Genomic DNA, 26,237 nt, shown 5'->3' on the forward strand with positions numbered 1-26,237 from the left:
AACAGCCCGGCTCTACACTGTTTGATCGACAACTCTCCGAGGTGAGCGATGGTCCACTCCGAGCAGTCCCCCGGCCCCCTGAGCGCCGCGGTGGCTCCATCGCTGCTGCGTCAGATGAACCAGCGACTGCTCCTCGACCGGCTCTTCATCCACGGCCCGGCCGTCCGTCCCCAGCTCGCTCGCGACACCGGCTTGTCCCTACCCACTGTGATTGCAGCTCTACGTGGTCTAGAGCAAGCCGGCCTGGTACGGGCCGCTGGACGCCTCGAAGCCGCTCAGGGCCGGCCGGCTGCCGCCTACGAGGCAGACCCGACCGCCGGGAGCGTCGTCGGCGTGGACATTGGGCGTGAGAAGCTGCGCCTGCTCGTCACCGACCTCGCAGGCCAGCCGCTCAGCCAACTCGAAGTCCGCAATACGGCCCGCACCGCAGGGGCCCTTGTCGACCTAGTCGAGCAAGCCGTCACCGACGCAACCACGCAAGCCGGTCTCGACGCCTCGACCGTGACCCATACCGTGATCGGCTCGCCCGGCGTGTTCGATCCCCGCCGGGGACGCATCATGTACGCGGCCAACCTCCCCGGCTGGCAACGCGCCGGCCTCGCCGAAACACTCGCCGAACGGCTGGGGACCGCGCTTACCATCGACAACGACGCCAACCTCGCCGCCCTGGGCGAGCACACCTACGGCGCCGCACGCGGCATGAGCCACGTCGCCTACCTCACCATCGGCACCGGAGTCGGCGTCGGCCTCGTCCTCGACGGCCGTCTCTACCGCGGACGCAGTGGCGCCGCCGGCGAGATCGGCTACCTCCCCATCGGCGACGCAACTCCCGACGATCACCCCGGCCGTCCGCGACGCGGCATGCTCGAAGAAGCCATCGCCGCCGACGCATTCGTACGGCATGCCATCGCCGAGGGCATGACGGGCCCCCTGACCGCCGAGTCCATATTCGTCTCGGCCAGAGACGGCGACCTCCGTGCGCAGCGAGCCGTGGCACGCGTGGCACAACACCTCGCCCAACTCGTCGCCAGCATCCTCGCCTTCCTCGATCCAGAACTCATCGTCGTCGGCGGCGGCGTAGGGCAAAACCTTGACCTCCTGGAACCCCACATCAAAGAAGCCCTCGTCCCGATCACACCCATGCGCCCAACTATGATTGCCAGCCCTCTCGGAAGCGAAGCTGTCGTCCGCGGTGCCATCGCAACCGGTATCACCATCGCCCGAGAAGCTGTATTCAACGCTCGCACACAGTCCAGTTGAGTAAAGGACTGGAAGAAATTGCAGGGTCATGTCAACCCAGTCTTCTCTTCTGAAGTCCCAGGTCAGAGCGATGCTGTGATGACTGACGGACGGGTCTGCCCCGAATACTTCCCGACCGGCTGGCCTGCGGCGGGCGCGGACTCTGGGAGGGGCGAAGGCTGGGACGTTGCCGTCACGGGAATCGCACGGACCCCGGATGCCGGAACACCTTCGATCCTGAGACGCTGGCCGAGGTCGTTGCTGCGACCGTCGATGGACTCTCGCCGCCCCTTACCCGATATAGCTCCCTGCAGCGCACGTTTACCTCATTCGATCCCTTGCCGGGCGACCGGTTGTTCGGTCGCGCGCCCTGCCTCCAGGAGACTGCATTTGGACTCGCCCTTGGCCCCTGAGCACACGGTCGGCGAACTCATCGACCAGCTGCCTGCGTTCGACCGCGACACTCGTGTCCGTCTGGCGATCAATCCGCTGTCCCCCATGGCGCACCGTCTCGGTGGTGTGCTGGGTTCGACGGACGAGCGCGGCGACCCGGTGGTCTATGTCGCCGAATCCGAGGCGGCCGAGCAATTCGGGTACCTGCCGCCTGACGTCGCCGTCGCGCTGGCCTGGCAGCCGCCGAGCGACCCTCCGCCTCGGCGGCGTCGAGCTGCGCTCCCCGACGGCCCTTGACCGTTCCGTATGACCCCGAGGAGGAGCCTCTGAACTCGCCCGATCCTGATGGGACTTCACACCCGCTGCCGCCCTACTGGGTTGCCCCGCGTCACCTCGCAGGTGACGACGGTGCGCTGGCCGAGCGTACCGGAGAGGCGCTGGGCCACCTGGGCTGGCGCATGTGGCCGACGGCCCGGGGCACCTGCGGACTCGGCGTTGGTGGAGTGGACCGCCTACTTCACCGAGGGAGTCCCGCACGAGTCCCTCGCTGACCTGTTGATCGCTCTCGACGCGCGCGAACTTCCTCATACGCGGAGTGGCTCTTCTCCGACGCTGACCCGCGAGGACATCCGCGAGATGATCGGGAGCATGGACGATGTGCTCCGCACCGTCCGTGGTGCTGATTCGGACGCCAAGCTGGAGGTCTATCGCGCCCTCGGACTGCGGCTGACCTTCGATGATGAAACGCAAACGGTGCTGGCCGAAACTCGGCCAGCACCGCCTGTGTACCTAGTGAACGTGTCCGAGGGGGGACTTGAACCCCCACGCCCGATAAAGGGCACTAGCACCTCAAGCTAGCGCGTCTGCCATTCCGCCACCCGGACCTGTGTCGTTCGCGCTGTCGGTGACCGGGTTCGCTCGGGGCCGTTGCGCTGACGTGGAAAAACATATCATGCAAGATCGTCGCAGCTCACCGCGGTCGGGGCCGGTCTTGCGGGCGTGATCGGCGTGGGTCGGCGGGAACCGGCCGGGGGACCCGGGACAATGGACGGATGTCCGATCCTTCCCCGCGTCCCGCGCCGGACGGCGACTCCAAGTCGTCGGCTGATGGTGCGGGTTCGGAGTCTCCCGCCGACACCGGCCCGGTCTGCTCCGCGTCCGCCCCCGGCCCAAGCGCGGAGCCCGAGGCCCAGCCCGAACCCGAGGCGCAGCCCCAGCCCGAGGCGCAGCCCGAGCCCGAGGCCAAGCCCGGCCCTGACGCCAAGGCCAAGACCAAGGCCGAGCCCAAGCCTGCCCCCGCCCCCGCCGCCAGCTCGACCTGCACCTCCGCCCCCGCGCCCCAACCCCCCCTCCGCGCCCGCCTCTCCGGCCAGACCGCCTGTGGCGACAGCATGCGGCGCACCCCCCTGCGCGAGTTCATGCGGACCGAGACCGGCAGCGCCGCCGTGCTGCTCGCCGGGGTCGTCGTCGCGCTGCTCTGGGCGAACCTCGGACCGGGCGGGTACGAGGAGTTCTGGAGCACCCGTTTCTCCCTCTCCCTCGGCTCCCACGGCATCCGCCTGGAGCTGCGGGAGTGGGTGAACAGCGGGCTGATGGCCCTCTTCTTCTTCGTGGTCGGCCTGGAGGCCCGCCGCGAGTTCGACATGGGCGAGCTGCGCGAGCGCAAGCGGGTCGCGCTCCCCGTCCTCTCCGGGCTCTGCGGCATGGTGGTCCCGATCGTCCTCTACCTGGCGGTCACGGCCGGGCACGGCGACGCCACCCGCGGCTGGGGCGCCGCTATGTCCACCGACACCGCCTTCGCCCTCGGCCTCCTCGCCCTCCTCGGCCGACGCCTCCCCTCCGCCCTGCGCACCTACGTCCTCACCGTCGCCGTCGTCGACGACCTGGTCGCGCTGATCGTGATCGCCGTCGCCTACGGTGGCCGGGTCTCGACCGCCGGGCTGTGCGCGGCCGTCGGGCTCTTCCTCCTCGCGCTGCTGATGCGCGCCCTGCGGGTGCGGCGCGGCCCGGTGTACGGGGCGATCGGGGTGGCGCTCTGGGTGGCCCTGCTGGAGTCCGGTGTCGACCCGGTGGTCGGCGGCCTCGCGATGGGCCTGATCAGCTACGCCGCCCCGGCCTCCCGCGAGGACCTGGAGCGGGCGACCGACCTCTTCCGGGACTTCCGCGAGCAGCCCACCCCGGAGTACGAGCGGAACCTCCGTCAGGGCCTCCGCTCCGCGCTCTCCCCGAACGACCGCCTCCAGCAGCTCTTCCACCCCTGGACCAGCTACCTCATCGTCCCGCTCTTCGCCCTGGCCAACGCCGGGATCCAGCTGAGCGGCAGTCAGCTCTCCTCGGCCTTCGGCTCGCCGGTCACCCTCGGCATCATCGCCGGCTACGTCCTGGGCAAGCCGGTCGGCATCGTCGGCACGGCCGCCGTCACCGGCTGGCTCAGCCGCGGCCGGTTGCGCCCGCCGGTCGGCTGGGGAGCGGTGACGGCGGGCGGCACCATCGCCGGGATCGGCTTCACCGTCTCCCTCCTCATCGCCACCCTGGCCTTCCACGGCCGGCTGCTGGACGAGGCGAAGATCGGCATCCTGACCGCGGTGCTCTGCTCCTTCCTCCTCACCTGGGCCGTCACCGCCGTCATCGGCGCCCTGCCGCGCAGGCTGCGCACCCACGCGCTCCTCGGCACCGACGAGGGCGTCACGGACCTCGCGATCGACGTCGACCCGGCGCACGACCACGTCCGCGGCCCGGCCGGCTCGCTGGTCACCCTGGTCGAGTACGGCGACTTCGAGTGCACCTACTGCGGCCAGGCCGAACCGGTGGTCCGCCAGCTCCTGGCCGGCTACGGCGACATCCGCTACGTCTGGCGCCACCTGCCGCTGACCGACGTCCACCCGCACGCCCAGCTCGCCGCGGAGGGCGCCGAGGCCGCGGCCGACCAGGGCGAGTTCTGGCGGATGCATGACCTCCTCCTCAACCACCAGGGCGCGCTGGGCGGCCGCGACCTGGTCGGCTACGCGGAACGCCTCGGCCTGGACACCGAGCGCTTCCGGCGGCGGCTGATAGAGCACGCGGACGCCCAGCGGGTCGCCGAGGACGTCGAGTCGGCCGACCTCAGCGGCGTCTCCGGCACCCCCACCTTCTTCGTCAACGGCCGCCGGCACGAGGGCGCGTACGACATCACCGGCCTCACCGAGGCGATCGCGGCGGCCCGCAGCCGGGCGGCGCTCCGCCGGAAGGCGAACCGCGCGGGCGGCGAGGCCCGGCTTTTCGCCAAGGGGGTCACCCGTCGGAGGTGAATCCTGAGTCACAGTCGCGTCGAGGCGGCCGGCCGGCCCTTCAGCGAGCACGGCGCGTCCAGCGGCCTGTACCGGTGGGAGGCCCGCTGTCTGGCGGTGGCGGACCGCCGACGGCTCGCGGAGAAGTTCGCCCACCTCGTCGGCCGGGTGGCCGAGGCGATCCACCGCGAGCCGCCGCTGCCGCCGGAGCCGCTGCCGCCGCTCCCACCGCCGGCACCGTCCGACGACCGGCCGAGAAGCGGAGGACGCTCGTGGATCCCCGGCTGCGCGCCGCCGCGGCGCTCGGCGCGGTCGGGTCCATCACGATGCATCACGTATCCATCGCCCAGCGCCGGGTGGAGGAGCTGCTGCTGACGTCCGCCTTCCGGGTGGCCGCGGCCGACCCCGCCGCGCCCGGCGGCGGGCCGCGGGCCACCGGGCCGCCGCCCAGCCGGTGCCGCCCACCCGTCGGGCGGAGATCCTGGCCGCCGCCGTGCCGCTGTTCGCGCGCGACGGGTTCGCCGAGGTCACCAACGGGCAGATCGCGGAGGCGGTGGGGCTGACGCCGTCCGCGATCTACCGGCACTAGGCCCCGCGGCCTGGGGCACGCAGGGCCGCCGTCCCCCCGAAAGGCGCCCCGCGTCGGTATCCCGACGGCTCGGGCCAACCGGCTCGGGCGGGGGCTCGGGGTCCAAGGCTCCAGCCGCCCGAGATGGTCACCACCGCGCGGGTCGGCCGGTGCCTCCGGCCCCTGAGGCTGTAGCCGCGAGGGCCCGGGCCGCAGCAGGCCCGGCCCGCAGCAGGCCCGGCCCGCAGCGCGCCCGCCGGGCACCCGCGCCGGCCCAAGGCCGACGCGAATCGTGCGGCCCGGTTGCCCCGTAATGCGCTCGCCATACCCGCCCGCCCCCTCCGGCCCGCCTGAGCGGAGTGGATGGCTCGTCCGGACCACCAGCGCATGCGAGCCCGAGCCGCCGTGTGGTCGCGTGGTGCGCATGGCAGAGCGACGTACCGGGTCGGCTACGAAGAAGTCCTCGTCCTCGCGCAGCGCGTCCGGCTGGGCGCCCGAGGACGTGGCTCATCGTGCCTGCCGGAGTCTGGAGATACTGCTCACCCACCCCGTCGAGGGCGTTTCGGCCGTGTGCCGGAGCGAGGACGGTTGGCGGGTCCACGTGGATGTGCTCGAAGTCGCGCGCATCCCGGACACCACCAGCCTCCTCGCCACCTACGAGGTGGACCTCGACGGCAGGGGCGAGCTCCTCCAGTACCGCAGGATCCGTCGCTACCGACGCGGATCGGCGGACGACTGACCGCATGCGTCCGCCCGACGCGCTCGAGAGGGCGAGGCCCCATGGGCACCACGACCACCTACAACGAAGAGACCGTATGCGTGCCGCGCGCCGGCACGCTCTACGACGTGCTCGAACTCATCCTCGATCGCGGCATGGTGATCGACGTCTTCATCCGGGTGTCGCTGGTCGGCATCGAGATCCTCAAGATCGACGCCCGGATCGTGGTGGCGAGCGTCGACACCTATCTCCGCTTCGCCGAGGTCTGCAACCGCCTCGACCTGGAGGCCAACACCCGCACCACGACCGTGCCGGAGCTGTTCGGCGGTGGCGGCGGGCTGGCGAAGAGCGCCGGCAAGAAGGGCGTGAAGAAGGCCGTCAGTTCGGTCGGCAGCAAGGTCAAGGAGGCCGTCGGAGCGGGCGACGGGGACGATGACGGCGCCGAGGAGGAAGAGGAGGAGGGCGGCGGCGAGCAGCGGGGGCCCGCGCCCCGCCGCCGAAGCACCGGTGGCTCCGGCCGATCGAGCAGCTCCGGCAGCGGCTCCCGATCCGGATCCGGCAGCCGGTCCCGTACCGCGACCCGCCCGGCCCGACGCAGCACCGGGAGGAACTGACCGATGGCCGCCCACGCCCAAGGCATCTACGTCTACGGCTTCGTCCGCGCCGACCACCGCCTCCGCTCCGGGCAGCGCGGGGTGGGCGCCCCGCCGACCGCGGTCCGCGCGCTGCGCCACGGCGACCTCGCGGCCGTCGTCGGCGACGCGCCCGCCGATCTGCGGGCCCGCCGCCGCGACCTCCTCGCCCACCAGGACCTGCTGCTCTCCCTCGCCGAGTACGGGCCGGTGCTCCCCATGCGGTTCGGCATGGTCGCCCCGGACGAGGAGGTAGTGCTCGCCCAGCTGGACGAGCGCCGGGCCGCATACGCCGAGGCCCTCGAACTCCTCGACGGGCGGGACGAGTTCAACCTCAAGGCGCTGCCCACCGAGGACGCCGTCCCGGCGCTCCTCGGCCAGGACGGCCGGGTCCGGCGGATGCGCGACGAAGTGCGGCGCAGCCCCGGGTACGAGGCGTCGGTCCGGCTCGGCGAGGCCGTGGCGGCGGGCCTCGCCCGGTTGGCCGGCGAGGCCGCTGAGCAGGTGGTGCGCGAGCTGGCCCCGTTGGCGGACCGCTGGGTGCGCGGTCCGGAGGTGGCCGGGTACGCGGCGAATGTGTCGTTCCTGGTCGCCGACGGTGCGCAGGAGGACTTCCGGACGGCCGTCGAACGGTTCGCCGCCGCCCACCGGGACCGGGTGGAGCTGCGGCTGAGCGGGCCGATCCCCTGCTACAGCTTCACCGCGCCCGCTTCCGCGTCCGCGCCCGCTTCCGCGTCCGCGCGCCTGTCGGCCAGGGTCTGAGATGGGCCTCCTCAGCGGGGTACTGCTGCTGCCACTGGCGCCCGTGCGCGGGGTGGCCTGGGTCGCGGAGCGACTCGGCGACGCCGCCGACCGCGAACTCCGCGACCCGGCCGTCGTACGGGCGCGGTTGCGCGCGCTCAACGACGCGCTCGAGGCGGGGGAGATCGGCACCGAGCGGTTCGAGCGCGAGGAGGAGCGACTGCTGGACCTCCTCGAAGCCGAACCACACCATCCGGCCGGACCGGTGGATCGCTGACGGCCGACGGCCGCACAGGGCCGCAAAGACGAGGACAAAGCGCAAGGGGAAGAGACGGATGGACGACAGCAGCAAGGCCGCACTGGCGGCTGCCGTGGCCGGCGGTTATCTGCTCGGCCGAACGAAGAAGGCGAGGTTCACGCTGGCGCTGGCCTCAGTGCTGGCGGGGCGGAGGCTCCGGCTCTCGCCGCAGGAACTGCTCGCCGAAGGGGCTCGCAAACTCGTGGCCTCCCCGCAGTTCGCGCAGCTGGGCGACCAGGTGCGCGCGGAACTGCTGCCGGCCGGCCGCGCCGCGCTGTCCTCGGTGGCCAACGCCCGCCTCGACTCCTTCGCCGACGTGCTCCAGGACCGCGCGAGCGCGTTCGGCGCGTCCGCGGAGCCGGAGGAAGAGGAGGGCGACGAGGAGGAGTACGACGAGGACGATCGCTACGACGACGACGAGGACGACTACGAGGACGAAGACGACTACGACGAGGACGAGGACGAGGGCCCGTCCGACGAGGGCGAGGACGAGGGCGAGTCCGACGAGGAGGAGCCGGCGCCCGAGCGCCGCAGGCCCGCCAGGCGTCCCGCCGGCCGGCGCGCGGAGAGCAGGCCGGCCAAGAAGGCGCCGCCCGCGAAGAAGGCCGCGGCGAAGCGGCCCGCGGCCAGGCGCCCGGCCGAGAAGACGGCTCAGCAGGCCACCAAGCAGTCGCGGTCAGGCAGCCGTCCGCCGGCGAAGAAGGTCGCCAAAAAGGCAGCGATGAAGTCCGCCGCGCAGCCGTCGCCGAAGCCCGCCGCGAAGAGGACGGCCGCCAAGAAGGCGGCACCCGCGAAGAGCGCCGCGAAGAAGTCGGCGCCGAGGAAGACCAGCCCCCAGAAGTCCGCCGCCAAGAAGACGCCCGCCAAGAAGTCCACGCCGCGCAAGACGGCCTCCGGACGGTCCGCCTCCGGGCGATCGGCCTCCGGGCGGTCCGCTGCCGGCCGCAACCGGAGCCGGGGGTAGACGACCATGGCCAGCAAGGATCAGCGCGACAACGCGCAGGACGGCGGCTCGGCCCTCGACCGCGTGCGCGAAGGAATCGTCAGCTACCTGGGCGCGGGCGCCCAGCATCTGACCGACAAGGCCGGCGACAAGGTCTCTGACCTCGCCGACCGGCTCACCGACGCCGCCGACAACGGCGGGGTCCTCGGCGGCGCCGGAGGCCGCATCCTGCGCGGCGACTCGCCGTTGAAGGCGCTCGTCTCGGAGCAGGCGAAGAGCATCAAGGACCCGATCGTCGAGAAGACCAAGGGGCTCTTCGGCGGAGGCGGCAACGGCGGCGACGGCGGCGGCGGGAACGGAGGCGGTGGCGGCGGGGGCAAGGGCCAGTCCGGCGACACCAAGGTGACGAACATCGTCGAGACCGTCGACATCGGCCTGCCGGTCCGTACGGTGTACGACCACTGGACGCAGTACGAGAAGTTCAGCACCTTCACCAAGGGCGTCCGAAGCGTGTCGCAGAGCGACGAGACCGAGTCGGACTGGAAGGTCAAGGTCGGTCCCTCCACCCGGGGTTGGAAGGCCACGGTCCAGGAGCAGGTCCCCGACGAGCGGATCGTCTGGACGTCCGAGGGGGCCAAGGGGAGCACGCGCGGATCCATCACCTTCCACGAGCTGGCGCCCAATCTGACCCGCATCGTGGTGGTCGTCGAGTACTACCCGGCCGGGTTCTTCGAGAAGACCGGCAACCTCTGGCGCGCGCAGGGCCGCCGCCTGCGCCTCGACCTCAAGCACTTCGCCCGCTATGTGACCCTCGGCGCCGACGAGGAGGTGGAGGGCTGGCGCGGCGAGATCCGCGACGGTGAGGTCGTCCGCAGCCACGAGGAGGCCATGGAGGACGAGGAGTCCGAAGCCGAGGAGGACGAGGAGCCCGAAGAGGACGAGGACGAAGAGGACGAGGGCGAGGAAGACGAGTACGACGACGAGTACGGCGACGAAGAGGACCCGGACGAGTACGACGAGGACGAGTACGACGAGGAGGCCGAGGACGACGACGAGTACGGCGACGAGTACGGCGACGAAGAGGACCCGGACGACTACGACGAGGACGAGTACGACGAGGAGGCCGAGGACGAGGGCGAGGACGACGAGGAAGACGAGGAAGACGCGGACGCGGAGGAGTACGACGACGAGGAAGAAGAGGAGTGAGGCGCACCCATGATGGAGCCTGACGCCTTCTCCGCCCCCGGCGCGGCCCCCGCCTACGCCTCGGAGCGAAGCTTCGGGCCGACCACCACCAACCTCGCCGACCTTCTCGAACGCGTGCTGGACAAGGGCATCGTCATCGCGGGCGACATCAAGATCGACCTGCTGGACATCGAGTTGCTCACCATCCGGCTGCGCCTCTTCGTCGCCTCCGTGGACACCGCGCGCAAGGCGGGCATCGACTGGTGGGAGACGGACCCCGCGCTCTCCTCCCGCGCCGCCCGCAACGCCCTGGCTGAGGAGAACGCCCGCCTGCGCGAGGCTCTCGCCGCCCACGAGAACGGCGACTCGGCCTCGGAACAGCACAGTTGAAGGAGCCTGAGCCAACGATGAACGCCAGCACGTCGCCCGCTCCGGAGCCCTCCCCCACCGCGACCGCCGCTGCCACCGCGACCGCGACCGCCGCCACCGCAGCCCAGGGGACCGCCACCTACGTCTTCGCGGTGAGCCGGGACTGCGTCCCCGGCATCGCCGCCGGACTCGTCGGCCACGCGACGGGCGGTGGCGGCCCCGTCCGCCTGCTCGCCGCCGGCTCGCTCCAGGCGATCGTGCAGGACGTCCCGTACGGCGAGTTCTGCGAGGAGGCGCTGCGCGAACGCCTCGCCGACCCCGAGGAGCTGGAACGCTGCACCCGCGCCCACCACGCCGTGGTCGACGCGGTCAGCCGGCGGGGATGCGCGGTGCCGCTGCCGCTCGCCACCCTCTACCTCGGCGACGACCGCGCCCGGGCGGCTCTCGCCGCCCACGAGGAGCGCTTCCATGCCTCGCTGGACCGGGTGGCCGGGCGGTCCGAGTGGGGGGTCAAGGTCCACGTCCCGACGGCGGACGGCCCCGTCATCACCGCCGAGTCCAGCCCCTCCGCCCACGCCTCCGCCCACGCCGGCTCAGGCCGTGCGTACCTGGACCGGATCCGCGGGCGTCAGCAGGCGCGCGACCGGCGCTGGGAGGCGTCCCGCCAGGCGGGGGAGACGGTGGACGAGTGCCTGCGGGAGATCGCGGTGGCTGCCCGCCGGCTGCGTCCGCACGGCGCCCGGGTCACCGGCGCGGCGCGCCCGCAGGTGCTCAACGGCGCCTATCTGGTGGACCGCGAGCGCGAGGACGAGCTGGCGGCGGCGGTGGAACGCCTGCGCCGCGACCCGCGTCTGGCCGGGATCGGGATCGACGTCTCCGGCCCGTGGCCGCCGTACTCCTTCGTCTCCGCCGACGGGGGAGGAGGCGAGCGCGATGGCCGGGCGTGAGGTGGTGCCGTGGACGGGCCCCGAGGCGGAGGCGCCGATCGGCGTCCCGCTGGTCGACCTGCTGGACCGGGTGCTCGCGACCGGCGTGGTGGTCAGCGGCGACCTGGTGATCGCCATCGCCGACGTCCCGCTGATCAGGCTCTCGCTGCACGCCCTGCTGTCCTCGGTGAGCGAGCGGGTGCCGGCGCCGTGGGCGGACGGGGGGCCGCTGTGAGCGAGGGGAGGATCGACATCGATCCGGAGAGCGCGGCCCGCGATCTGGCGGCCCTCGTCCTCACCGTGGTCGAGCTGCTACGGCAACTGATGGAGCGTCAGGCGGTTCGCCGCTTCGACCAGGGCGACCTCACCGACGCCCAGACCGAGCAGGTGGGCCGCACCCTGATGCTCCTCGACCAGCGGATGGACGAACTCTGCGGCCGGCACGGCCTGAGCCGCGCCGACCTCAACCTCGACCTCGGCCCGCTGGGCAGCCTCCTGCCGTACGAATGACGGGGGCTGTGCCCGGCGTCAGTCGTCGGGGAGGAGCAGCCAGAGCGCCAGATAGACGAGGAACTGCGGGCCGGGCAGCAGGCAGGAGAGCAGGAACAACCCCCGCACGGTCCACGGTTCGAGGCCGAACCGGCGGGCGATTCCGGCGCAGACCCCGCCGAGGACGCGGCCGGAACGGGGGCGGGAGAGGGTGCGCGGCGCGGACGAGTAGTTCGACATGGTGGGCCTCCTGGCGGCGGGTCGAGTGAGCTGGACTGCCGGCGGCGGTGCGGGAGGTTCTGCCGTCCCCGCGTCCTCACCGTCCGACTCCTCAAGCCTCCCCGCCCGGCGGCCGCACGGCGTCGCGCTGCCTGATGAATCCGCCCCCGCCCTTCCCCTTCCCGGGGCGGACCGGTTCCTCGGGGTCCTCTCAGGGTCCGACCCTGGTACCGCTCATCCGAACCTGCGGACGGCGATGGGCTTTCCCGCGTAGTACGGGTCCGACAGGTTCGAGACCTTGACCACGTCGCCGGTCTTCGGCGCCTGGACGAACTCCCCCTGGCCGATGTAGATGCCGATGTGGTCGTAGTCGCCGGGGGAGAGCTGGAAGGCGATCACGTCGCCGACCTGGATCCGGTCCGGTTCCACCGGCCGGCCCAGGGTGGCCTGCTCCTCGCTGGAGTGCGGCAGCACGACCCGTCCCGCCGAGGCCTCGTAGACGGCGTACCGCACGAGCCCCGAGCAGTCGAAGCCCATGATCCCGGCGCCCTCGCCGACGCCGTAGGTCGGCCCGGCGAGGCCGCCCCCGCCCCAGCTGTACGGGGTCCCCCGGTACCGCAGGGCGGCGGCCGCGACGGCGGCCCCGAACGCGCTCCCGCTCTGCCCGCCCCCACTCTCGCCGCTCTGCCCGCCCCCGCCCCGCGCGGGCGCGGCGTACGAGGCGGTCTTGGCGAGGATGCCCTCCACGTACTGCTGGGTCTCCTGGTAGGGCGGAATGCCGCGGTAGGTCTCGACCGCCCCCACCCCGGCGTTGTAGGCGGCGAGGGTGAGTGCCAGCGGGTCGCCGGAGACGCGGCGGCTGTCGACGAGTCGCCGCACCTCGGCGGCGAGGGCGCAGTCGTACCGGGCCTGGGTCAGGATGGCGTCGGCCGGGTCGAAGGGGTCCGCGGCGGCGTGGTCGAGCGGCTGCGCGTTCACCTTCCAGGTGGCCCAGGTGCTCGGGAGGAACTGGGCCAGCCCCTCGGCGCCGGCGGCGCTGCGGGCCATCGGGTTCCACGCCGACTCGCTGTCGATCTGGGCGGCCAGCACGGGAGCGGTGACGGTGGCACAGGTCCTGGCGGCGGCCTCGATCCAGGGCTGGTATGCGGCCGGTACCCGGTGCGGGGCGAGGCCGGGCCGGGTCGCCGCGGCGGCCGGCTGGCCGATCCCGCCCGGCGACGCCGCGATCAGCACCAGCGGCCCGGCGACGGCCAGGCCGAGGCCGGCGCAGACGGCGAGCCCCTTGTTCATCATCACCACACGACGGCACAACGGACGTCCGCCGCCGGCGGTTCGGCGAGATCCGCCGGCGATCCGGTCGAACTGCGGACCGGGGTTCATCCGTAGCTGACCAGTAGACGATCGGCCCGCGGGCGGGGGACGTGCGAAAGGCAGGGCGAGATGAGTGAGAGCGGCCTGGAGGAGCGGGCGCTGACCGCGGACGCGTTCACGCATGCCGCGGCCTCGCGCGGGAACCTGACCCGGCGGCCGCTTCAGCCGCTTCAGCCGGTTCAGCCGCTTCGACCGGTTCAGTCGCTCCAACCGGTTCAGCCGCTTCAGCCGCCTTCGGCCCGCCCGCGCGCCGGGGCCCGGGCCGAAGCCCGGGCCGGAGCCGAGCCGACGTCCGCTTCCGGCCGGGGCCTTCCGCAACCGGCCGCAGCGGCGCCGGTGGCCCGTGACTGGTGGGGCGGGCTGCGCCGGCTGAGCGGGGGCCTGTTCGGTCCGGCCGCCGGCAAGCAGAAGGCGGCGCACGCGGAGGCGGTGGCCCGCATCCGGGCCGACTTCTCCGGCCCCCGGCTGATCGTGTTCGCCAACCCCGGCCCCGGCGCCGCCACCACCACGGCCACCCTGATGGCCGCCCGCACCTTCGGGGCGTACCGCGGTGGGGGAGTGGCCACCTGGGACGCGGCCCAGGCGGCGGCCGGCCTGCGCGGGCTGCCGGACGACCCGACCGGGGCGCCCGTCCTCGCACTGGTCGACAGCGGGAGCGACGCGCGGGCGGAGGACTGGCGCGCCGCGCTCGCCGCCGCGGACCTGGTCGTCGTCACCGCGACCGTCCGGCAGGACTCGGCGGAGTCGGCGCTGTGGATGCTCGACACCCTGGAGCGGCAGCTGTACGGACCGGGCCGCCTGAAGCCGAAGGCGGTCACCCTCCTCACCCCTCCGGCGCCGGGTTACGACCAGCGGCTGCGGGCGACGATGGAGAGCATCTTCGGCGGCCGGACCCGCGCGGTGCTGCCGATCCCCTACGACCCGGCGCTGGCCGAGGGCGGCCGGACCGACCGCCGCGGCCTCGCCCTCGACCGCGTCTCCGCCCGCTCCAGAGCCGCCTGGCTCCAGGCGTGCGCGGCCATGGCCGCGGCGCTGTGACCCTCATCGGCCGTGCCGACCAGTGCGGCCCTGGAAACCAACGGAACCATCAGCCGGAAAGGGCCGACGGTGCAGCACCTGACCAGCCACGTATTCATCCTCGCCGCGGGGCTCAACCCGTTCGACGGGGTGAGCCCCAGCTTCGGGCCGTTCCAGCCGATCCTCGGTTCCAGAATCGGCATGTTCCTCGCCCTGGCCTGGGCGCTCTGCTTCGTCTACACCGCATACCAGTTGATGGTCTCCGTAGCGAAGCTGGCGAAGGCCCGGCGCGGCGGCTACGGCGACGATCTCCACGACGTGCGGACCGATGTCATGAAGGCGGCCGGGGCGACGATCGGGCTGGTGGCACTGCCGGCCGTGTACGGCGTCCTCGCCTCGTAACCGCTGGGAGGGGCCCGAAGTGGGTGTGGAGATCGACTATCAGCCGTCCGGCGGCCGGCCGCCGCGCAAGCGGAGAGGCAATGACCTCCGGCTGCTCGCCGTCCTGGGCGCGGGCGCGGTGGTGGCGCTCGTGGCGGTGGTGACGGTGCACGGCGGCGGCCGGCGCGGGGCGCCGGCCGCCACGGCCCCGTCCGCTGGGCCGACCGCGCCGCCCTCCCCGGCGGCGGCCGCCGACTCGCCGCCGGCCGCCCTCCAGGGGGGAGGCGCCGTCCAGGCCGGCGGCCTGGACGGATCGCGCCGGGTCGCCGGCATCCCGAGGGGCTTCCCGCACACCGAGGGCGGAGCGGTGGAGGCCGCCTCGACCGTAGCCGCCAACGAGTACAACGTGCAGCGGATGGCGGAGGCGGACCGGAAGGCGTTCCTGGCCTCGGCGTTCGTCACGGTCCCGGCCGGGGAGGACGCCCAGGCGAAGGCGTTCCAGCGGGAGTACCACCTCAACGCGCAGGGGCAGCTGACCGATCCGGGCAGCGGCCGGCCGGCCGCCGGCAAACAGTTCACCTCGCTCTGCCACCCGGAGCTCGGGGCGTACCGCGTCGAGTCGGCCGCCTCCGGCGAGGTCACCGTCGACGTGTGGCAGCCCTGTCTCCAAGGGGTCGTCGACACCGCCCTCTTCCAGCCCTCGGGCAAGCTCTCCGAGCGCTGGACGGTGAGCCGCTTCACCATGGTGTGGTCGGGTGGCGACTGGCAGGTCGCGCGGACCTCCGCCCCGGGCGGTCTCGGCTCCGTGCCGGCGCCCTCGCCCGCCGGAACGCTGGTCACCACCTACGCAGAGCGCGCGCGGCTGCTGGCCGGCCATGGATCGGGCTGGAAGCTGTACGCGGACGCGACCGAGCAGGCCCCGTCCGAGCTGGGGAGCGCGCTGTGAGCGCGGCCCGGCGCGGGTTGCGCGCCGTGCTGCTGACGCTGCCGGCCGCCCTCGTGGTGCTCGCCCTCATGGTGCTCCTGGCGGCCGCCCCGGCAGCGGCCTCGGCGGGGGGCTGCGACCACGGCCTGGTCGCCTCCCTCTGCCAGGCCCCGCACGCCGTGGCCGGCACCGCCGGGGGCCAGGCCGGCCCGGGCGGCGCGGGCGGCGGGACCGGAGCCGCCGGGGTGGCCGCCGCCGCCCGGGCCGCGACTCACGCGGTGGACGGCCTGGACCCGCAGAACTTCCTGGAGTCCTGGGCCCAGGGACTGGCCCACGCGGTCGTCTTCGAACTGTCCTTCATCCAGACGACCGTGGAGAAGCTGGGCACACCGGCCTTCGACCGGTCGTGGTGGATCGAGCAGTACGCGGTCTCCTTCGGTCTGGCCATGCTCGTGCTGCCGTTCCTGCTGGCCGGCATCACGGCCCGGACGGCGGGGCCGGAGGGCGGCGTGACAGGGGTCGCGCTGCTGCGCCGGAGCGGCTGGCGGATGGTGTTCGTGGTGCCGGCCTGCGCGATGGCGCCGGCCGTGCTGTACAGCGTCACCCAGCTGGCGACCGGACTGGAGCGGACCTTCAGCACACCGGCCGCCGGGCAGGGCGACGGCGCGGTGGGCGGGCTGCTGCGGATGATCCAGGAGTCCGCGGGCAAGGGCTGGTCGGACATCGGCGGCACGGTGATGGCGATCCTGATGTTCGCGCTGATCCTGGCCCTGGGCACGGTGCTGGTGGTCGAGGTGTTCGTCGCGGAGTGGGGGGTGCTGCTGATCGGACTGCTGCTGCCGCTCGCCCTGGTGGCCGCGGTCTATCCGCCCTGGGGGCGGCTGCTGCGGCGGATCTGCGGGCTGCTCGGCTCCCTGCTCTTCCTGCCGGCCGTGATCCTCTTCTTCTTCTGGACGCTCTGGGCCGGGTTCAACGCGATGGTGAGCCGGCAGGGCGGGGCGGACGGCTCCTTCACCGAACTCATCTTCCTGCTGGTCGCGCTGCTGGTGGTGGACGTGGTGCCGATCCTGGCGTTCCGGCTGCTGGGCGCGTCCGGGACGGAGGCGGGGCGGCTGGACGCCCGGGCGCGTACCGCGGCACCGCAGTCCTCGGCCGGCGACGTCCATGAGGCGGCCTTCGCCAAGCTGGAACCGCGGTGGAGCGGCGGCCCGGAGGGGCACGAGGAGGCCACTGCCACCGCCGGGAGCGGCGAGGACAAGGGCATCGTGCCCTTCGGCGCCCCGGCCGGCGCTCATGCCCCGACCGGCGCCGGCGCGCCCGCCGCACAGGCGCCCGGCCTGCCTCCGTCCACCCAGGCGCCCGCCCCGCCGCCGTCCTCCCTGTCTCCGTCCATCCCGCGGCAGCCCGCCCCCCAGCAGCCCGCCCCCCAGCAGTCCACCCGGCACGACCGTCCCGGGAGCGCCGCCGACGAGGCCGCGGTGCGGCCGGGAGGTGTCCGATGAAGGCGACCGGAGACGAGCGGACCTACGTCCTCGGCGGTGAGACCAGGGCGCGGCGGCTCTTCGAGGGGGTGTCGCGGGGGCAACTGCTCGCGCTCGGCCTGTTCGTGGTGGTGTGGCTGCTGGTGCTGCTCGCCACCCACTCGCTGCTGGTGCTGCTGGCCGGCGTGGTCGTCCTGGCGGGCGCGGCGGCGCTGGCCCGCCGGCGGACGGCGGTGGGGGAGTCCTGGGCCGCCGCGCTGCGGGACCGGCTCACCTTCCGGCTCCGCGGCGGGCGGCGGCGGGCGCCGGACTTCGTCCCGGGGCGCACCCTGCCCCGCGAGGTGGGCGAGATCCGCGTGCTGGCCTACGCCCCGCCGTCGGCCCCCAGCGCGGCGATGGCGATCGTCCACCACAAGGACCACCGGCGCGGCAGCTGGAGCAGCGGGCATCTGACGGCCACCTTCGAGATCCAGGGCGCGGGCGACGGCCTGCTGCCGCCGCGGGCGATCAACACCGCCGGGCTGCTCTTCGAGCGGCTGCTGGGCGGTCTGGCGAGCGCCGACATCCCGGTGGACCAGCTCGACCTCGCGACCAGGGTGCTGCCGGTGCCTCCGCAGGCCTACCGCGAGGAGATGGACCGGCTCGTGGTCGACCATGTGCCGGAGCGGCTCCGGCGGTCGATGCGCGAGCTGTCCTCCTTCGCGGCCGGCAACACCGAGGAGTACCGGTCCTTCGCGACGGTGCGGATCCCGCTGGCGCGGCTGGTGGCCGGCTTCGCCGGGCCGCCCGACGTGGAGCGGGTCTGCCAGGAGACCTTCGAGACGGTCGGCGAGGTGGTCCGCAGGGTCGACGCGGCCGGATACCGGCTGCGGGCGGTTCTGGGGCCGAAGCGGCTGGGCGCGCTGATCCGGCATCTCCACGATCCGGACATGGACATCGACACCCTGGACGGGATCGACTCGGTGGCCGACGGCTGGGGCCAGGTGCGGCACCGGCAGCCGCGGTTCGTCCGGGTCGAGGGGGCCGCGCGGGACTGGTACCACGCGGTGGCGCAGGTCCCGCGGGACGCCTGGCCGACCCAGCCGGTCGACGCCCGCTTCATGGAGCACCTGGTGACGCGGGTCAACCCGGCGACCATCCGCACCGTCCAGTGCCAGTTCAGGCTGGTGCCGAGGACCGCGGCCCGGGACATCGCCCGGCTGGGGCTGACCTACGACACGGCCCGGCAGATCGGCGCACGGAACAAGGGCCAGGTCAGCACAGGCGAGACCGAGGCGTCGATGAGCGCTTCCCGGCGCACCCTGCTGGACCTGCTGCGCCCGGTGGTCGCCGGCACCTATCCGGCGGTGCGGGTGATGGTGTCCGCCCCGGCCGAGGACCTCCTCACCGCGGGGCGCCGCCGGATCACCTCCGCCGCGGAGGACGGCGGCATCACGCGTCTCGACTGGCAGGACTACAAGCACCACCAGGCACTGATCACGGCATTGCCGATGGCACGAGGAGTGAGGGCATGAGCGGTGCGCCGCGGCCGCCCGTCGAGGAGTGGACCAGATCGGTGGCGGAGGCGCCACCGCCGCCCGCGCTGCGGTGGGAGCCGACCGCGCCCCCGTCGCGGCGGCGCCGCCACCGCCTCCCCCGCGGCGCCGAGACGGAGACGATCTTCACCTCCACCCGGCAGGCGGGCGCGCTCAACCCGGCCATCGTCAGCACCCATCCGCCGCTGGCGGGGCCGATCACCGGCATCGACATGGACACCGGCCAGCCGGTCTCCACCGACCCCCACGAGCTGTACGAGCAGGGCCGGGTGAGCTCGCCCAACGTGCTGATCATGGGCGACATCTCCTCGGCCAAGTCCTCGCTGGCCAAGACGCAGTACTGCGTACGGCCGGTCGCCCTCGGCCGCCAGGTGGCCGTCTTCGACCGCAAGGACCAGCAGGGCCGGGGCGAGTACATGCGGGCCGCCGAGACCGTCGGCGTGCCGGTGATCCGGTTCGCCCGCAGCGGCGGGACCAGCATCAACCTGCTGGACCCGCGGATCTCCGCCACCTCGCTGGACGACGCGGGGGACGAGCGGGTGGGCCAGGACAGGCTGCTGCTGATGGTGGCCGAGCACGCCCACGGCCGGCTCTCCGCCACCGAGCACTACGCACTGCGGGCGGCGCACCGGGTCGCCCTGGAGAAGGCCCGCGGCGAGCGGCGCGCGGCCACCCTCCACGACGTGGTGGACGCCCTCTACGACCCCGGCGAGTCGGCGATCCCCCGCCCCCACCTGGCCCGCCGGGGGATCGTCACGACGGAGCGGGTCACCGAGTGGGCCCTGGAACTCGCCATGGACCTGGAGCGGTTCATCGACGGCGACCTCTCCGGCCTGATCGACCGCGAGACCAGCGAGGACCTCGACCTGGCGGCGCCGCTGCTGGTCTTCGACACTTCCGCGCTCCCCGAGGACTCGCCGGCGCTCGCCCTGGTGATGGCGCTGGTCTCGTCGTTCCTGGCGGCGGTGTGGGCGCAGCGGCCGGGGCGGCGGATCATCATCCTGGAGGAGGGGTACCACACCACCCGGCTGCGGTCCCCGGGCACCACCTCGGTGGCCACCGTGCTGCGCTCGCTCGCCAAGCGCGGGCGCGGCATCGGGCTGTCCTTCGTCACCGTCATCCACCACATCAGCGACGTCCCGCCGGACTCGGACGCGATGTCGCTGATCCGCGAGGCCGACATCGTCCACGTCTACCAGCAGTCCCGGGCGGACGACGCGGAGCAGGCCGTCGCCCAGTTCCGGCTGCCGCCCAGCGTCTTCACCACGCTGGGGACGCTGGAGAAGGGCTGCCACATCCTCAGGATCGGCCGGGAGGCACCCCGCCGGGTGCGGCACATCCGCACCCGGCTGGAGACCTGGATGACCGATACCGACGAGGCCATGACCGGCCGGCGGGTGGCGGCGCCGGAGGACGCCTCCTCCGAATGAACCCGCCGCCCGCCGGGGCCGTGGTTGCCAGTGCAGCGAATCGAAAGGCATCGCCCATGACCTTCCTGACCTCCATGAGCAGACGCTCCCTCTACACCCTGGTGGCCTTCTTACTGGCGATCGCCGGTGTCTCGGCCACCGTCCTCGCCCTCGGGCCGGGGCACGGCGCCGGTACCCGGATCAGCGGCGAGCCGGCCGCCGACGCCGCCGGTGCCGACCACACCGTGACCCTGCAGAACAACACGAGCAGCCGGATCTGGATCGGCAGTGTGGTGAACGCGGACGGCTCGTCGCAGCTCGGCAATCTGCCGGCGCTGGACCCGGGCCAGTCGGCGACCCTCACCATCCCCGAGCACGAGGGCGCGGGGCACTGGCGCGGACGGTTCTTCGCCCGTGAGGGCTGCACCGGGCAGAGCGGCAGCACCTTCCACTGCGCGGTGGGGGACTGCGGGCCCTACGCCGACCACTGCAGCACCGGTGAACAGCCGGACAGTCTGGCCGAGTTCAACTTCGACCCCGGCGACGGCGGGGCGCCCTGGTACGACGTCAGCTATGTCGACGCCGCCTCGATGCCCGTCACCATCACCCCCGACGACGCGGCACCGCCGCAGAGCGGCCAGTGCGGGGCCGCGGGCTGTGCCGTGGACCTCCTCTCCTCGTGCCCGGCCCAGAACCTGGTCCGGGACCAGGGCACGGGCCAGCCGCTGGTCTGCGTCAACCCGAACCGGGACGCGCAGACCGCGTACAGCGACGCGATCACCAAGCAGTGCCCCAAGGCGTACGCCTGGTCCAAGCAGGACGCCGTGCCGGGGAACCAGGTGATGGCGGACTGCACCGAGTGCAAGGGCCTGACCGTCTCCTTCGGGACCGGCAGCCCGAGTTCGCCGCAGCCGGCGCCCACCGGCGCCGACTCCCCGTCGCCGTCGCCGACGCCGAGTCCGGCCGCGCCGCCGTCCCCGAGCTCCAGCCCGGCGGCGTCCGGGTCCTCGCCCCAGCGGGGCGTCGCCCTCAACGACGACCCCAACGCCTCCCAGGACCTGGCCGACTCCAAGGCCTCCTGGTACTACAACTGGACGTCCTCGGCCGGCTCGGTGGCCACCCCGCCCGGGGTGGACTACGTCCCCATGATCTGGGGGCCGGGCTCGGTCACCGACGCCGAGTTGGGCGCCGCGGCCAAATCCGGAAAGGAGCTGCTGGGCTTCCAGGAGCCCGATTCGCCGACCCAGGCGAACATGACGCCCGAGCAGGCCCTCGACCTGTGGCCCAGGCTGCAGCAGACGGGCCTGCGGCTGGGCGCCCCCGCGGTCGCCTCGGGCGCGGACCAGCCCGGGGGGTGGCTGGACCGCTTCATGACCGGAGCGGCCCAGCGCGGCCTGCGGGTGGACTTCATCCCGCTGCACTGGTTCGGCGGCGACTTCGGCCCGAACGCCGCCAACGAGCTGCGCGACTACCTCCAGGCCGTCTACAACCGCTACCACAAGCCGATCTGGCTGACCCAGTACGCCCTCATCGACTACTCCCACGGGACGCCCCGCTATCCGACCCCGCAGCAGCAGGCGGACTTCATCAAGTCCTCGACGCAGATGCTCGACGGTCTCGGCTTCGTGGAGCGCTATGCGTGGTTCGCGCTGACCACGCAGACCAGTCCGACCGGTCTCTACGACGGTACGACCGCGAACTCCAGCGGCCTCGCCTACGACGGTCGCTGACGATCCATTCGCACTCCCGGCTTCCCCCGCCTCCGCCCGATCCGGGCGCGGGCGGGGGATTCCCGCGTTCCCGGGCCCCCTCCGACCAGGCCGAAAGGCGATGTCACCGTAGCTGTACGGCGTTGTCACCGGGCTGTCACGAAGCTATCGCATTCCGCTGCGGTGCGTGTATCAGTATGTATGACTCTTGATCGTGAGGTGTGGAAGAGCTCGGTGCAGCGCAGCTGAGGGGATAGGCGATGGATGTACCTCCGCCCGAGCAGGGGCACGGGAGCGGGGAGCAGCCCAAGGCGATGCTCCTGGTGGCCGGCATCGTGGCGGCGTTCGCGCTGGTGGCGGGTGGCGTCGTGGTGTTCGGGGTGGTGCGTACGCAGTTAGGGCCGGACTCGATCGTGCGGGCCTCCGCCACGTCCACGTCGCCGCCCTCCGCGTCCTCCTCCGCCTCGCCGTCCGCCTCGGCCCCCGCCTCCACCGCACCGTCCAAGCGCATTGCGCCCCCCTCCGCGACCCCGGGCGCGGTGCACTCGGCCACCACCGTCGCCGTCGTACCGTCCTCCGCGGCGGCCACCGCGTCCGCGCGCAGGGGCGGCACGGGCGGATCCGGCGGGAACGTCGGCCAGATCACCGGCCCCGGCTTGACCCACCAGTGCCTCGACGTACGGACCAACACCCCGGTCGACGGCAACGCCGTGGAGCTGTGGTCCTGCAACGGGGTGCCCGGGCAGCGCTGGACCATGAGGGCCGACCACACCATCCGCGCCTTCGGGAAGTGCCTGGACGTGGTCGGCGACGGCACCGTCGACTTCACCGAGGTGCAGCTGTGGACCTGTGACGGGGCGCCCGGCGAGCAGTGGGTGTTCGCCACCCACGGCGCTCTGCTCAACCCCCACTCCGGGCGCTGCCTGGACGATCCGATGGGCGACACCAGCAACGGAACGCAGTTGCAGATCTATCAGTGCAACCATCTCTCGACCCAGGCGTGGTCCACGCCCGCCCTGCCCTGAACCAGGACTGCTCCTGCTCCTAGGAGGCGAGGCGCTGCTCGTCCCGGCTCAGCAGGCGGGCCATCCGCTGCTCGATCCGGCGCGGCAGCCGCGCGTCGGCCGCGGCCGGATGCTCCGCCGCCAGCCGGGACCACAGCTCGGTGAGCTCCCGGCCCAGGGCGATGGCCGTCTCCGGATCGTCGATCGACCGCCAGGCGGCCGTCGCCCGGACGAGCTCCTCGCCGGCCCGGGGATCGCCCTGCCGCTGCCGCAGCCGGGCCAGCCGCAGGCTGATCCCGACCGACTGCCGGCAGTCGCCGCCCAGATAGGCCAGGTACGCGACCAGCGCCTGGAGTTCGAGACTGTAGGGGTGCTCGGCGCCATGGCGCCGCATGGTGGTCCCCTGCGCGCGGCAGGCGAGCGCCATGGCGTACTCCAGCCTCCCCGCGGCGACCTCCTGGTGGACCCCGGCCGCGAGCCCGGCCAGCTCCTCCGGGACGGTGGGCGCGGTAGGCGCGGTCGGGACCTCGGCCACCGCCGGCGGCGTCTCTGCGACCTCCGGGCCGTCTTCCGGAATCGGGGCCTGGGGCCGCTGCGGCCGCGGGTCCGGGTGGGGATCAGGCTGGGGGGCCGGCTGGGGGTCCGGCTGGGGTGGTGCGACCGCCTGGCTTGAGCCGTCCGGGAGGACGCGGAGGTGGACGGTGTACTGCTGGCCCAGGTCGGTCACCGTCGCCTCGACGGGACCGCCGGCGGCCTGTGCGTGGGCCTGAAGGGCGTTGAGCGCCGCGTCGCGGATCGACTCCCGGTCGGTCCGGGGGATCGGCCGGCCGTCGAGGGCGGCCGTGCCGTCGGCGGCGATGACCACCTCGTGGCGGGCCCCCGCGCCGGCCGCCACCTCGGGAGCGGGCGCCTGACGTCGGATTCGTCGGGACAGCATGGGATGCTCAGCCTCCGTTCTTCGTCATGAGGCGGTCGGGAGCGCGGACACGGACGGCAGGGTGGTGCCGATCCCCTGGCCCTCGAAGAGGGAGAAGTAGACCCGCACGCCGAGGACGTAGCCCTGACCGTCGTTGGTGTTGGGCACCCCCTTCGCCTGTTTGACCGCGTCCAGCCCCACGCCGTAGGCCGCCAGCGTCATGGAGAGGACGTCCCCCTGGGCCTGTCCGCTGGACACCAGCTGCTGCACGTCGCCGTAGAGGGAGCAGAGGTAGCGGCCCTGAGCCATGATCGAGTCGGTCGCGTCCAGCGGCGTCACGTTGTTGTTCTTGTCGTCGTCCTGGCTGAACTGCTTGAACTTGTCCGGGGGGAGCTGGGAGACGCCCTTCTTGCCGTCCGGGCCGTCCATGGTGGTGTTGAAGCCGGACACGTACTGGATCTGCGCCGCGATGACCACCGGCCCGATGCCGTCGCAGAGCTTGCCGGCCTTCTCGATGGGCGACCGCAGGTCCGCCGGGACGCTGCCCGGTGCCAGGTCGCCCTTGCCGTCCCCCTGGAGTGCGGTGATCGCATCGCTCGGGTTGGTGTCCACCGCCGTCGGCATGGCCGTGCCGCCCGCCCCGCCGCAGCCCCCGTGGTGCGGGGTCGGGGCCACCGGCATGACCTGGGCACTGATCACCTCGGACGACGGGCAGCCGTGACTCCCGCCGCCGCCCCCGCCGTGGAACAGCAGATAGAGGATCACCAGCGGCAGGAGGAGGACCCCGAGCCCGCAGAAGATGATGATCAGGACCGCCCCGCAGCCGATCTCGAGCGGGAAGGCCAGAGCTCCCAGGCCGGCCGCGGCCAGGGCTGCCTTGATCCCCGCGGAGACGCCTCCCCCGCCGGAGGACCCGGGCCCCGTCTGCTCCCCCTCGCCCATCGAGCACCCCACCCCTCTCGTCCCCGTTTTTTCGCCTCGCGGCGCGATTCGCCGAAAACTCCTTGAACCCGTGACGGCCGGAACACCGTTGTGGCTCACTGACGGCCGGCGAACGCGCTCGTAGGTCCAAACGGACCCGCGGGCCATCCGGTTCGACCGGGAGATGTGGATACAGGCGAGTACTAGCCAGGGGAAGGGGAGCCGCCGATGCCTGTCGATTCGGGGATTCCCATGGGAGCGCGGGCGTGGGTCCGGGGGCCGAGCGCAGCGGAGCCGGCCGAGCCGGTCGGCCCGGTCGCCGACCGGATCGCAGCGCCCATCGTGGACGCGCCGCCCGCGCGCCGGCCGGCGCCCGAGGCGCCACCGCCGTCGCCACCGGAACCGCCATCACCACCCGCATCGGTGACGCCGCCACTGCCGCGACCGGCGCCGGCACCGCAACCGCCACTGCCGCAACCGCCGGCGCCGCAGCCGCCGGCCTCGTTCGTGGACTACGGCGTCCCCGGCGGTGCCGCGACCGGCTGGGTCGGCGCCCACGGCGGTGCCGGGACCAGCACCCTCGCCGCGGCGGTCGGTGGCATCGACCTGGGCTGCGGCTGGCCCGACCCGGCCCAGGGCGCCCCCACCGGATCCTGCTGGTCGCCCGCACCCACGCGGCGGGCCTCGGCGCGGCCTCCCGCAGGCTCGACGCACTGCGCAAGGGCGAGGCGCCGGCCGGGCTGGAGCTGCTGGCCGTGGTACTCGTCGCCGACGCTCCGGGGCGGCTGCCGCTCAAGCTGGCCCGGCGCATCCGGGTACTGCGCTCGGCGGTGCGGACGCAGACCTTCCCCTGGGTGCCGTCCTGGCGGCTGGGGGAACAGCCGGCGCGTCCCCCCAGGGAACTGTCGGTCCTCGCGGACCTGGCCGGACAGCCGCACCGATCCGCGAGGGGAATGCGATGAACACCGCGACCGCGCTGGCCCGGACACTGGCCGTGGCCTCCACCCCGCCGCCGTACAACCCGGGCGCCGCCGGCGGCGACGAGTTGCTCGGCTACCTCCTCTGGTGCGCCTCGGCGGCGGGGGTGGCCGGGGTCATCGTGGTGGGCACACTGCTGGCGGTGCAGCTGCACCGGGGCGAACCGGGCGAGGGCGGCGGATATCTGAGGCAGCTCATCATCGTCCTGGGCGCGTGCGTCCTCGCGGCCTCCGCAGCGCCCATCGTGAACTTCCTGGGCCCACTGACCCTCTGACGTCATGACATCACCACAGGAGAAGAAGCCATGAGTATGCGCTCCATCGCCGTCCGCCTTCTCGCGGACGGAGTGCCCGATCCGCAGATGCACGCGCCCGGCCAGCTCGAGAGCAAGGTGAACGTGGTCCTCGGCATAGCCGCCTGGGCCGGGACCGCGGCCGGAGTCGCCGGTGTGCTGGTGACCGGTTCGATGATGGCCATCTCGTTCAAGCGGGGTGAGCACTCGGAGCATATGGGCCGCCTCGGCATGGTGCTGTGCGGGTGCGTCCTGGTGGCCACCGCAGGGCCGCTGATCTCGTTCGTCTTCCAGTAGGCCGGCCCGGGGACA

Annotated in this window: 27 protein-coding genes, 1 tRNA gene and 1 pseudogene; 24 read left to right on the forward strand and 5 right to left on the reverse strand. The window is 73.2% G+C overall.

Going from position 1 to position 26,237, the window contains the following annotated elements; all coding sequences use genetic code 11:
- The first annotated feature begins 48 nt into the window (after positions 1–48).
- Both BS73_RS33260 and BS73_RS33265 read left to right on the forward strand, forming a co-directional pair.
- A complete protein-coding gene (locus BS73_RS33260; RefSeq protein WP_051941284.1) occupies positions 49–1,260 on the forward strand; it encodes an ROK family transcriptional regulator in 1,212 nt (403 codons plus the stop codon).
- 369 nt (positions 1,261–1,629) lie between these two features.
- Positions 1,630–1,929, forward strand: coding sequence for a hypothetical protein (locus tag BS73_RS33265; protein WP_407675109.1), 300 nt, complete (start codon positions 1,630–1,632; stop codon positions 1,927–1,929).
- Positions 1,930–2,431: 502 nt separating this feature from the next.
- Here BS73_RS33265 and BS73_RS33270 read toward each other — a convergent pair.
- Positions 2,432–2,516: transfer RNA gene (locus BS73_RS33270), tRNA-Leu, on the reverse strand.
- Positions 2,517–3,023: 507 nt separating this feature from the next.
- On the opposite strand from BS73_RS33270, the gene nhaA reads away from it, so the two are divergent.
- From nhaA to BS73_RS33330, 12 genes and pseudogenes are all read left to right on the forward strand, one after another.
- Complete coding sequence (gene nhaA, locus BS73_RS33275; RefSeq protein ID WP_051941644.1) at positions 3,024–4,919, forward strand: Na+/H+ antiporter NhaA; 1,896 nt, start codon at positions 3,024–3,026, stop codon at positions 4,917–4,919.
- Between the two features lie 48 nt (positions 4,920–4,967).
- Positions 4,968–5,484 (forward strand): annotated as a pseudogene (locus BS73_RS39020) (helix-turn-helix domain-containing protein); the annotation flags it as partial.
- Positions 5,485–5,890: 406 nt separating this feature from the next.
- Entirely contained in the window at positions 5,891–6,205 is a 315-nt protein-coding gene (locus BS73_RS33285; protein ID WP_037582376.1) for a gas vesicle protein GvpO, read from the forward strand.
- A gap of 41 nt (positions 6,206–6,246) precedes the next feature.
- Positions 6,247–6,798, forward strand: coding sequence for a gas vesicle protein GvpJ (gvpJ, locus tag BS73_RS33290; RefSeq protein ID WP_037578060.1), 552 nt, complete (start codon positions 6,247–6,249; stop codon positions 6,796–6,798).
- 3 nt (positions 6,799–6,801) lie between these two features.
- A complete protein-coding gene (locus BS73_RS33295) occupies positions 6,802–7,578 on the forward strand; it encodes a GvpL/GvpF family gas vesicle protein (RefSeq protein WP_037578061.1) in 777 nt (258 codons plus the stop codon).
- 1 nt (position 7,579) lies between these two features.
- Complete coding sequence (locus tag BS73_RS33300; RefSeq protein WP_051941286.1) at positions 7,580–7,834, forward strand: gas vesicle protein GvpG; 255 nt, start codon at positions 7,580–7,582, stop codon at positions 7,832–7,834.
- A 58-nt stretch (positions 7,835–7,892) separates the two neighbouring features.
- Entirely contained in the window at positions 7,893–8,819 is a 927-nt protein-coding gene (locus BS73_RS38530) for a hypothetical protein (protein ID WP_037578062.1), read from the forward strand.
- Between the two features lie 6 nt (positions 8,820–8,825).
- A complete protein-coding gene (locus BS73_RS33310; RefSeq protein WP_037578063.1) occupies positions 8,826–10,004 on the forward strand; it encodes an SRPBCC family protein in 1,179 nt (392 codons plus the stop codon).
- Between the two features lie 9 nt (positions 10,005–10,013).
- Positions 10,014–10,373 (forward strand): gas vesicle protein, encoded by a 360-nt coding sequence (locus BS73_RS33315; RefSeq protein ID WP_051941287.1) that lies wholly within the window; start codon positions 10,014–10,016, stop codon positions 10,371–10,373.
- 17 nt (positions 10,374–10,390) lie between these two features.
- Entirely contained in the window at positions 10,391–11,299 is a 909-nt protein-coding gene (locus tag BS73_RS33320) for a GvpL/GvpF family gas vesicle protein (RefSeq protein WP_084704547.1), read from the forward strand.
- Positions 11,286–11,513 carry a gas vesicle protein gene (locus BS73_RS33325; RefSeq protein WP_037578065.1) on the forward strand — a complete coding sequence of 76 codons (228 nt, stop codon included), beginning with the start codon at positions 11,286–11,288 and terminating at the stop codon, positions 11,511–11,513. Before BS73_RS33320 ends, BS73_RS33325 begins: the two co-directional genes overlap by 14 nt.
- Positions 11,510–11,788 carry a gas vesicle protein K gene (locus BS73_RS33330; RefSeq protein WP_037578066.1) on the forward strand — a complete coding sequence of 93 codons (279 nt, stop codon included), beginning with the start codon at positions 11,510–11,512 and terminating at the stop codon, positions 11,786–11,788. The genes BS73_RS33325 and BS73_RS33330 overlap by 4 nt, the downstream gene beginning before the upstream one ends.
- Positions 11,789–11,806: 18 nt before the next feature.
- Here BS73_RS33330 and BS73_RS33335 read toward each other — a convergent pair whose 3' ends face one another.
- Together BS73_RS33335 and BS73_RS33340 are read right to left on the reverse strand one after the other, a co-directional pair.
- Entirely contained in the window at positions 11,807–12,007 is a 201-nt protein-coding gene (locus BS73_RS33335) for a PspC domain-containing protein (protein ID WP_037578067.1), read from the reverse strand.
- Positions 12,008–12,220: 213 nt separating this feature from the next.
- Entirely contained in the window at positions 12,221–13,279 is a 1,059-nt protein-coding gene (locus BS73_RS33340; protein WP_235215763.1) for a C40 family peptidase, read from the reverse strand.
- A gap of 414 nt (positions 13,280–13,693) precedes the next feature.
- Here BS73_RS33340 and BS73_RS33345 point away from each other — a divergent pair, with 414 nt between their 5' ends.
- The 8 genes from BS73_RS33345 to BS73_RS40565 all read left to right on the forward strand — a co-directional run bounded on the left by BS73_RS33345 (position 13,694) and on the right by BS73_RS40565 (position 22,839).
- Positions 13,694–14,395, forward strand: a complete 702-nt coding sequence (locus tag BS73_RS33345; protein ID WP_037578069.1) for a hypothetical protein — start codon at positions 13,694–13,696, stop codon at positions 14,393–14,395.
- A gap of 12 nt (positions 14,396–14,407) precedes the next feature.
- Positions 14,408–14,776 (forward strand): hypothetical protein, encoded by a 369-nt coding sequence (locus BS73_RS33350; RefSeq protein ID WP_152617816.1) that lies wholly within the window; start codon positions 14,408–14,410, stop codon positions 14,774–14,776.
- Between the two features lie 19 nt (positions 14,777–14,795).
- The gene (locus BS73_RS33355; RefSeq protein WP_152617817.1) at positions 14,796–15,701 is read left to right on the forward strand and encodes a hypothetical protein; all 906 of its coding nucleotides are present in this window, start codon (positions 14,796–14,798) and stop codon (positions 15,699–15,701) included.
- Positions 15,698–17,182: a hypothetical protein gene (locus tag BS73_RS33360; protein ID WP_037578072.1), complete on the forward strand. Its 1,485-nt coding sequence runs from the start codon at positions 15,698–15,700 to the stop codon at positions 17,180–17,182. The genes BS73_RS33355 and BS73_RS33360 overlap by 4 nt, the downstream gene beginning before the upstream one ends.
- Positions 17,179–18,675 (forward strand): hypothetical protein, encoded by a 1,497-nt coding sequence (locus BS73_RS33365; protein ID WP_037578073.1) that lies wholly within the window; start codon positions 17,179–17,181, stop codon positions 18,673–18,675. Before BS73_RS33360 ends, BS73_RS33365 begins: the two co-directional genes overlap by 4 nt.
- Positions 18,672–20,126 (forward strand): hypothetical protein, encoded by a 1,455-nt coding sequence (locus BS73_RS33370; protein WP_051941289.1) that lies wholly within the window; start codon positions 18,672–18,674, stop codon positions 20,124–20,126. Before BS73_RS33365 ends, BS73_RS33370 begins: the two co-directional genes overlap by 4 nt.
- Positions 20,127–20,200: 74 nt before the next feature.
- On the forward strand, positions 20,201–21,835 hold the full coding sequence (locus BS73_RS33375) for a glycosyl hydrolase (protein ID WP_152617818.1): 1,635 nt from the start codon (positions 20,201–20,203) through the stop codon (positions 21,833–21,835).
- 239 nt (positions 21,836–22,074) lie between these two features.
- Positions 22,075–22,839 carry a ricin-type beta-trefoil lectin domain protein gene (locus BS73_RS40565; RefSeq protein ID WP_152617819.1) on the forward strand — a complete coding sequence of 255 codons (765 nt, stop codon included), beginning with the start codon at positions 22,075–22,077 and terminating at the stop codon, positions 22,837–22,839.
- Positions 22,840–22,858: 19 nt separating this feature from the next.
- Here the strand turns inward: BS73_RS40565 and BS73_RS37975 are convergent, their stop codons facing one another.
- Both BS73_RS37975 and BS73_RS35370 read right to left on the reverse strand, forming a co-directional pair.
- Positions 22,859–23,755, reverse strand: a complete 897-nt coding sequence (locus BS73_RS37975) for a hypothetical protein (protein WP_152617820.1) — start codon at positions 23,753–23,755, stop codon at positions 22,859–22,861.
- Positions 23,756–23,779: 24 nt separating this feature from the next.
- The gene (locus BS73_RS35370; RefSeq protein WP_051941292.1) at positions 23,780–24,676 is read right to left on the reverse strand and encodes a lysozyme family protein; all 897 of its coding nucleotides are present in this window, start codon (positions 24,674–24,676) and stop codon (positions 23,780–23,782) included.
- A 937-nt stretch (positions 24,677–25,613) separates the two neighbouring features.
- On the opposite strand from BS73_RS35370, the gene BS73_RS33400 reads away from it, so the two are divergent.
- Both BS73_RS33400 and BS73_RS33405 read left to right on the forward strand, forming a co-directional pair.
- Positions 25,614–25,907: a hypothetical protein gene (locus tag BS73_RS33400; protein ID WP_037578075.1), complete on the forward strand. Its 294-nt coding sequence runs from the start codon at positions 25,614–25,616 to the stop codon at positions 25,905–25,907.
- Between the two features lie 30 nt (positions 25,908–25,937).
- A complete protein-coding gene (locus BS73_RS33405) occupies positions 25,938–26,222 on the forward strand; it encodes a hypothetical protein (RefSeq protein WP_037578076.1) in 285 nt (94 codons plus the stop codon).
- The last annotated feature ends 15 nt before the right edge of the window (positions 26,223–26,237 follow it).

The sequence above is a fragment of the Phaeacidiphilus oryzae TH49 genome (assembly GCF_000744815.1).
GTDB classification, from domain to species: domain Bacteria; phylum Actinomycetota; class Actinomycetes; order Streptomycetales; family Streptomycetaceae; genus Phaeacidiphilus; species Phaeacidiphilus oryzae.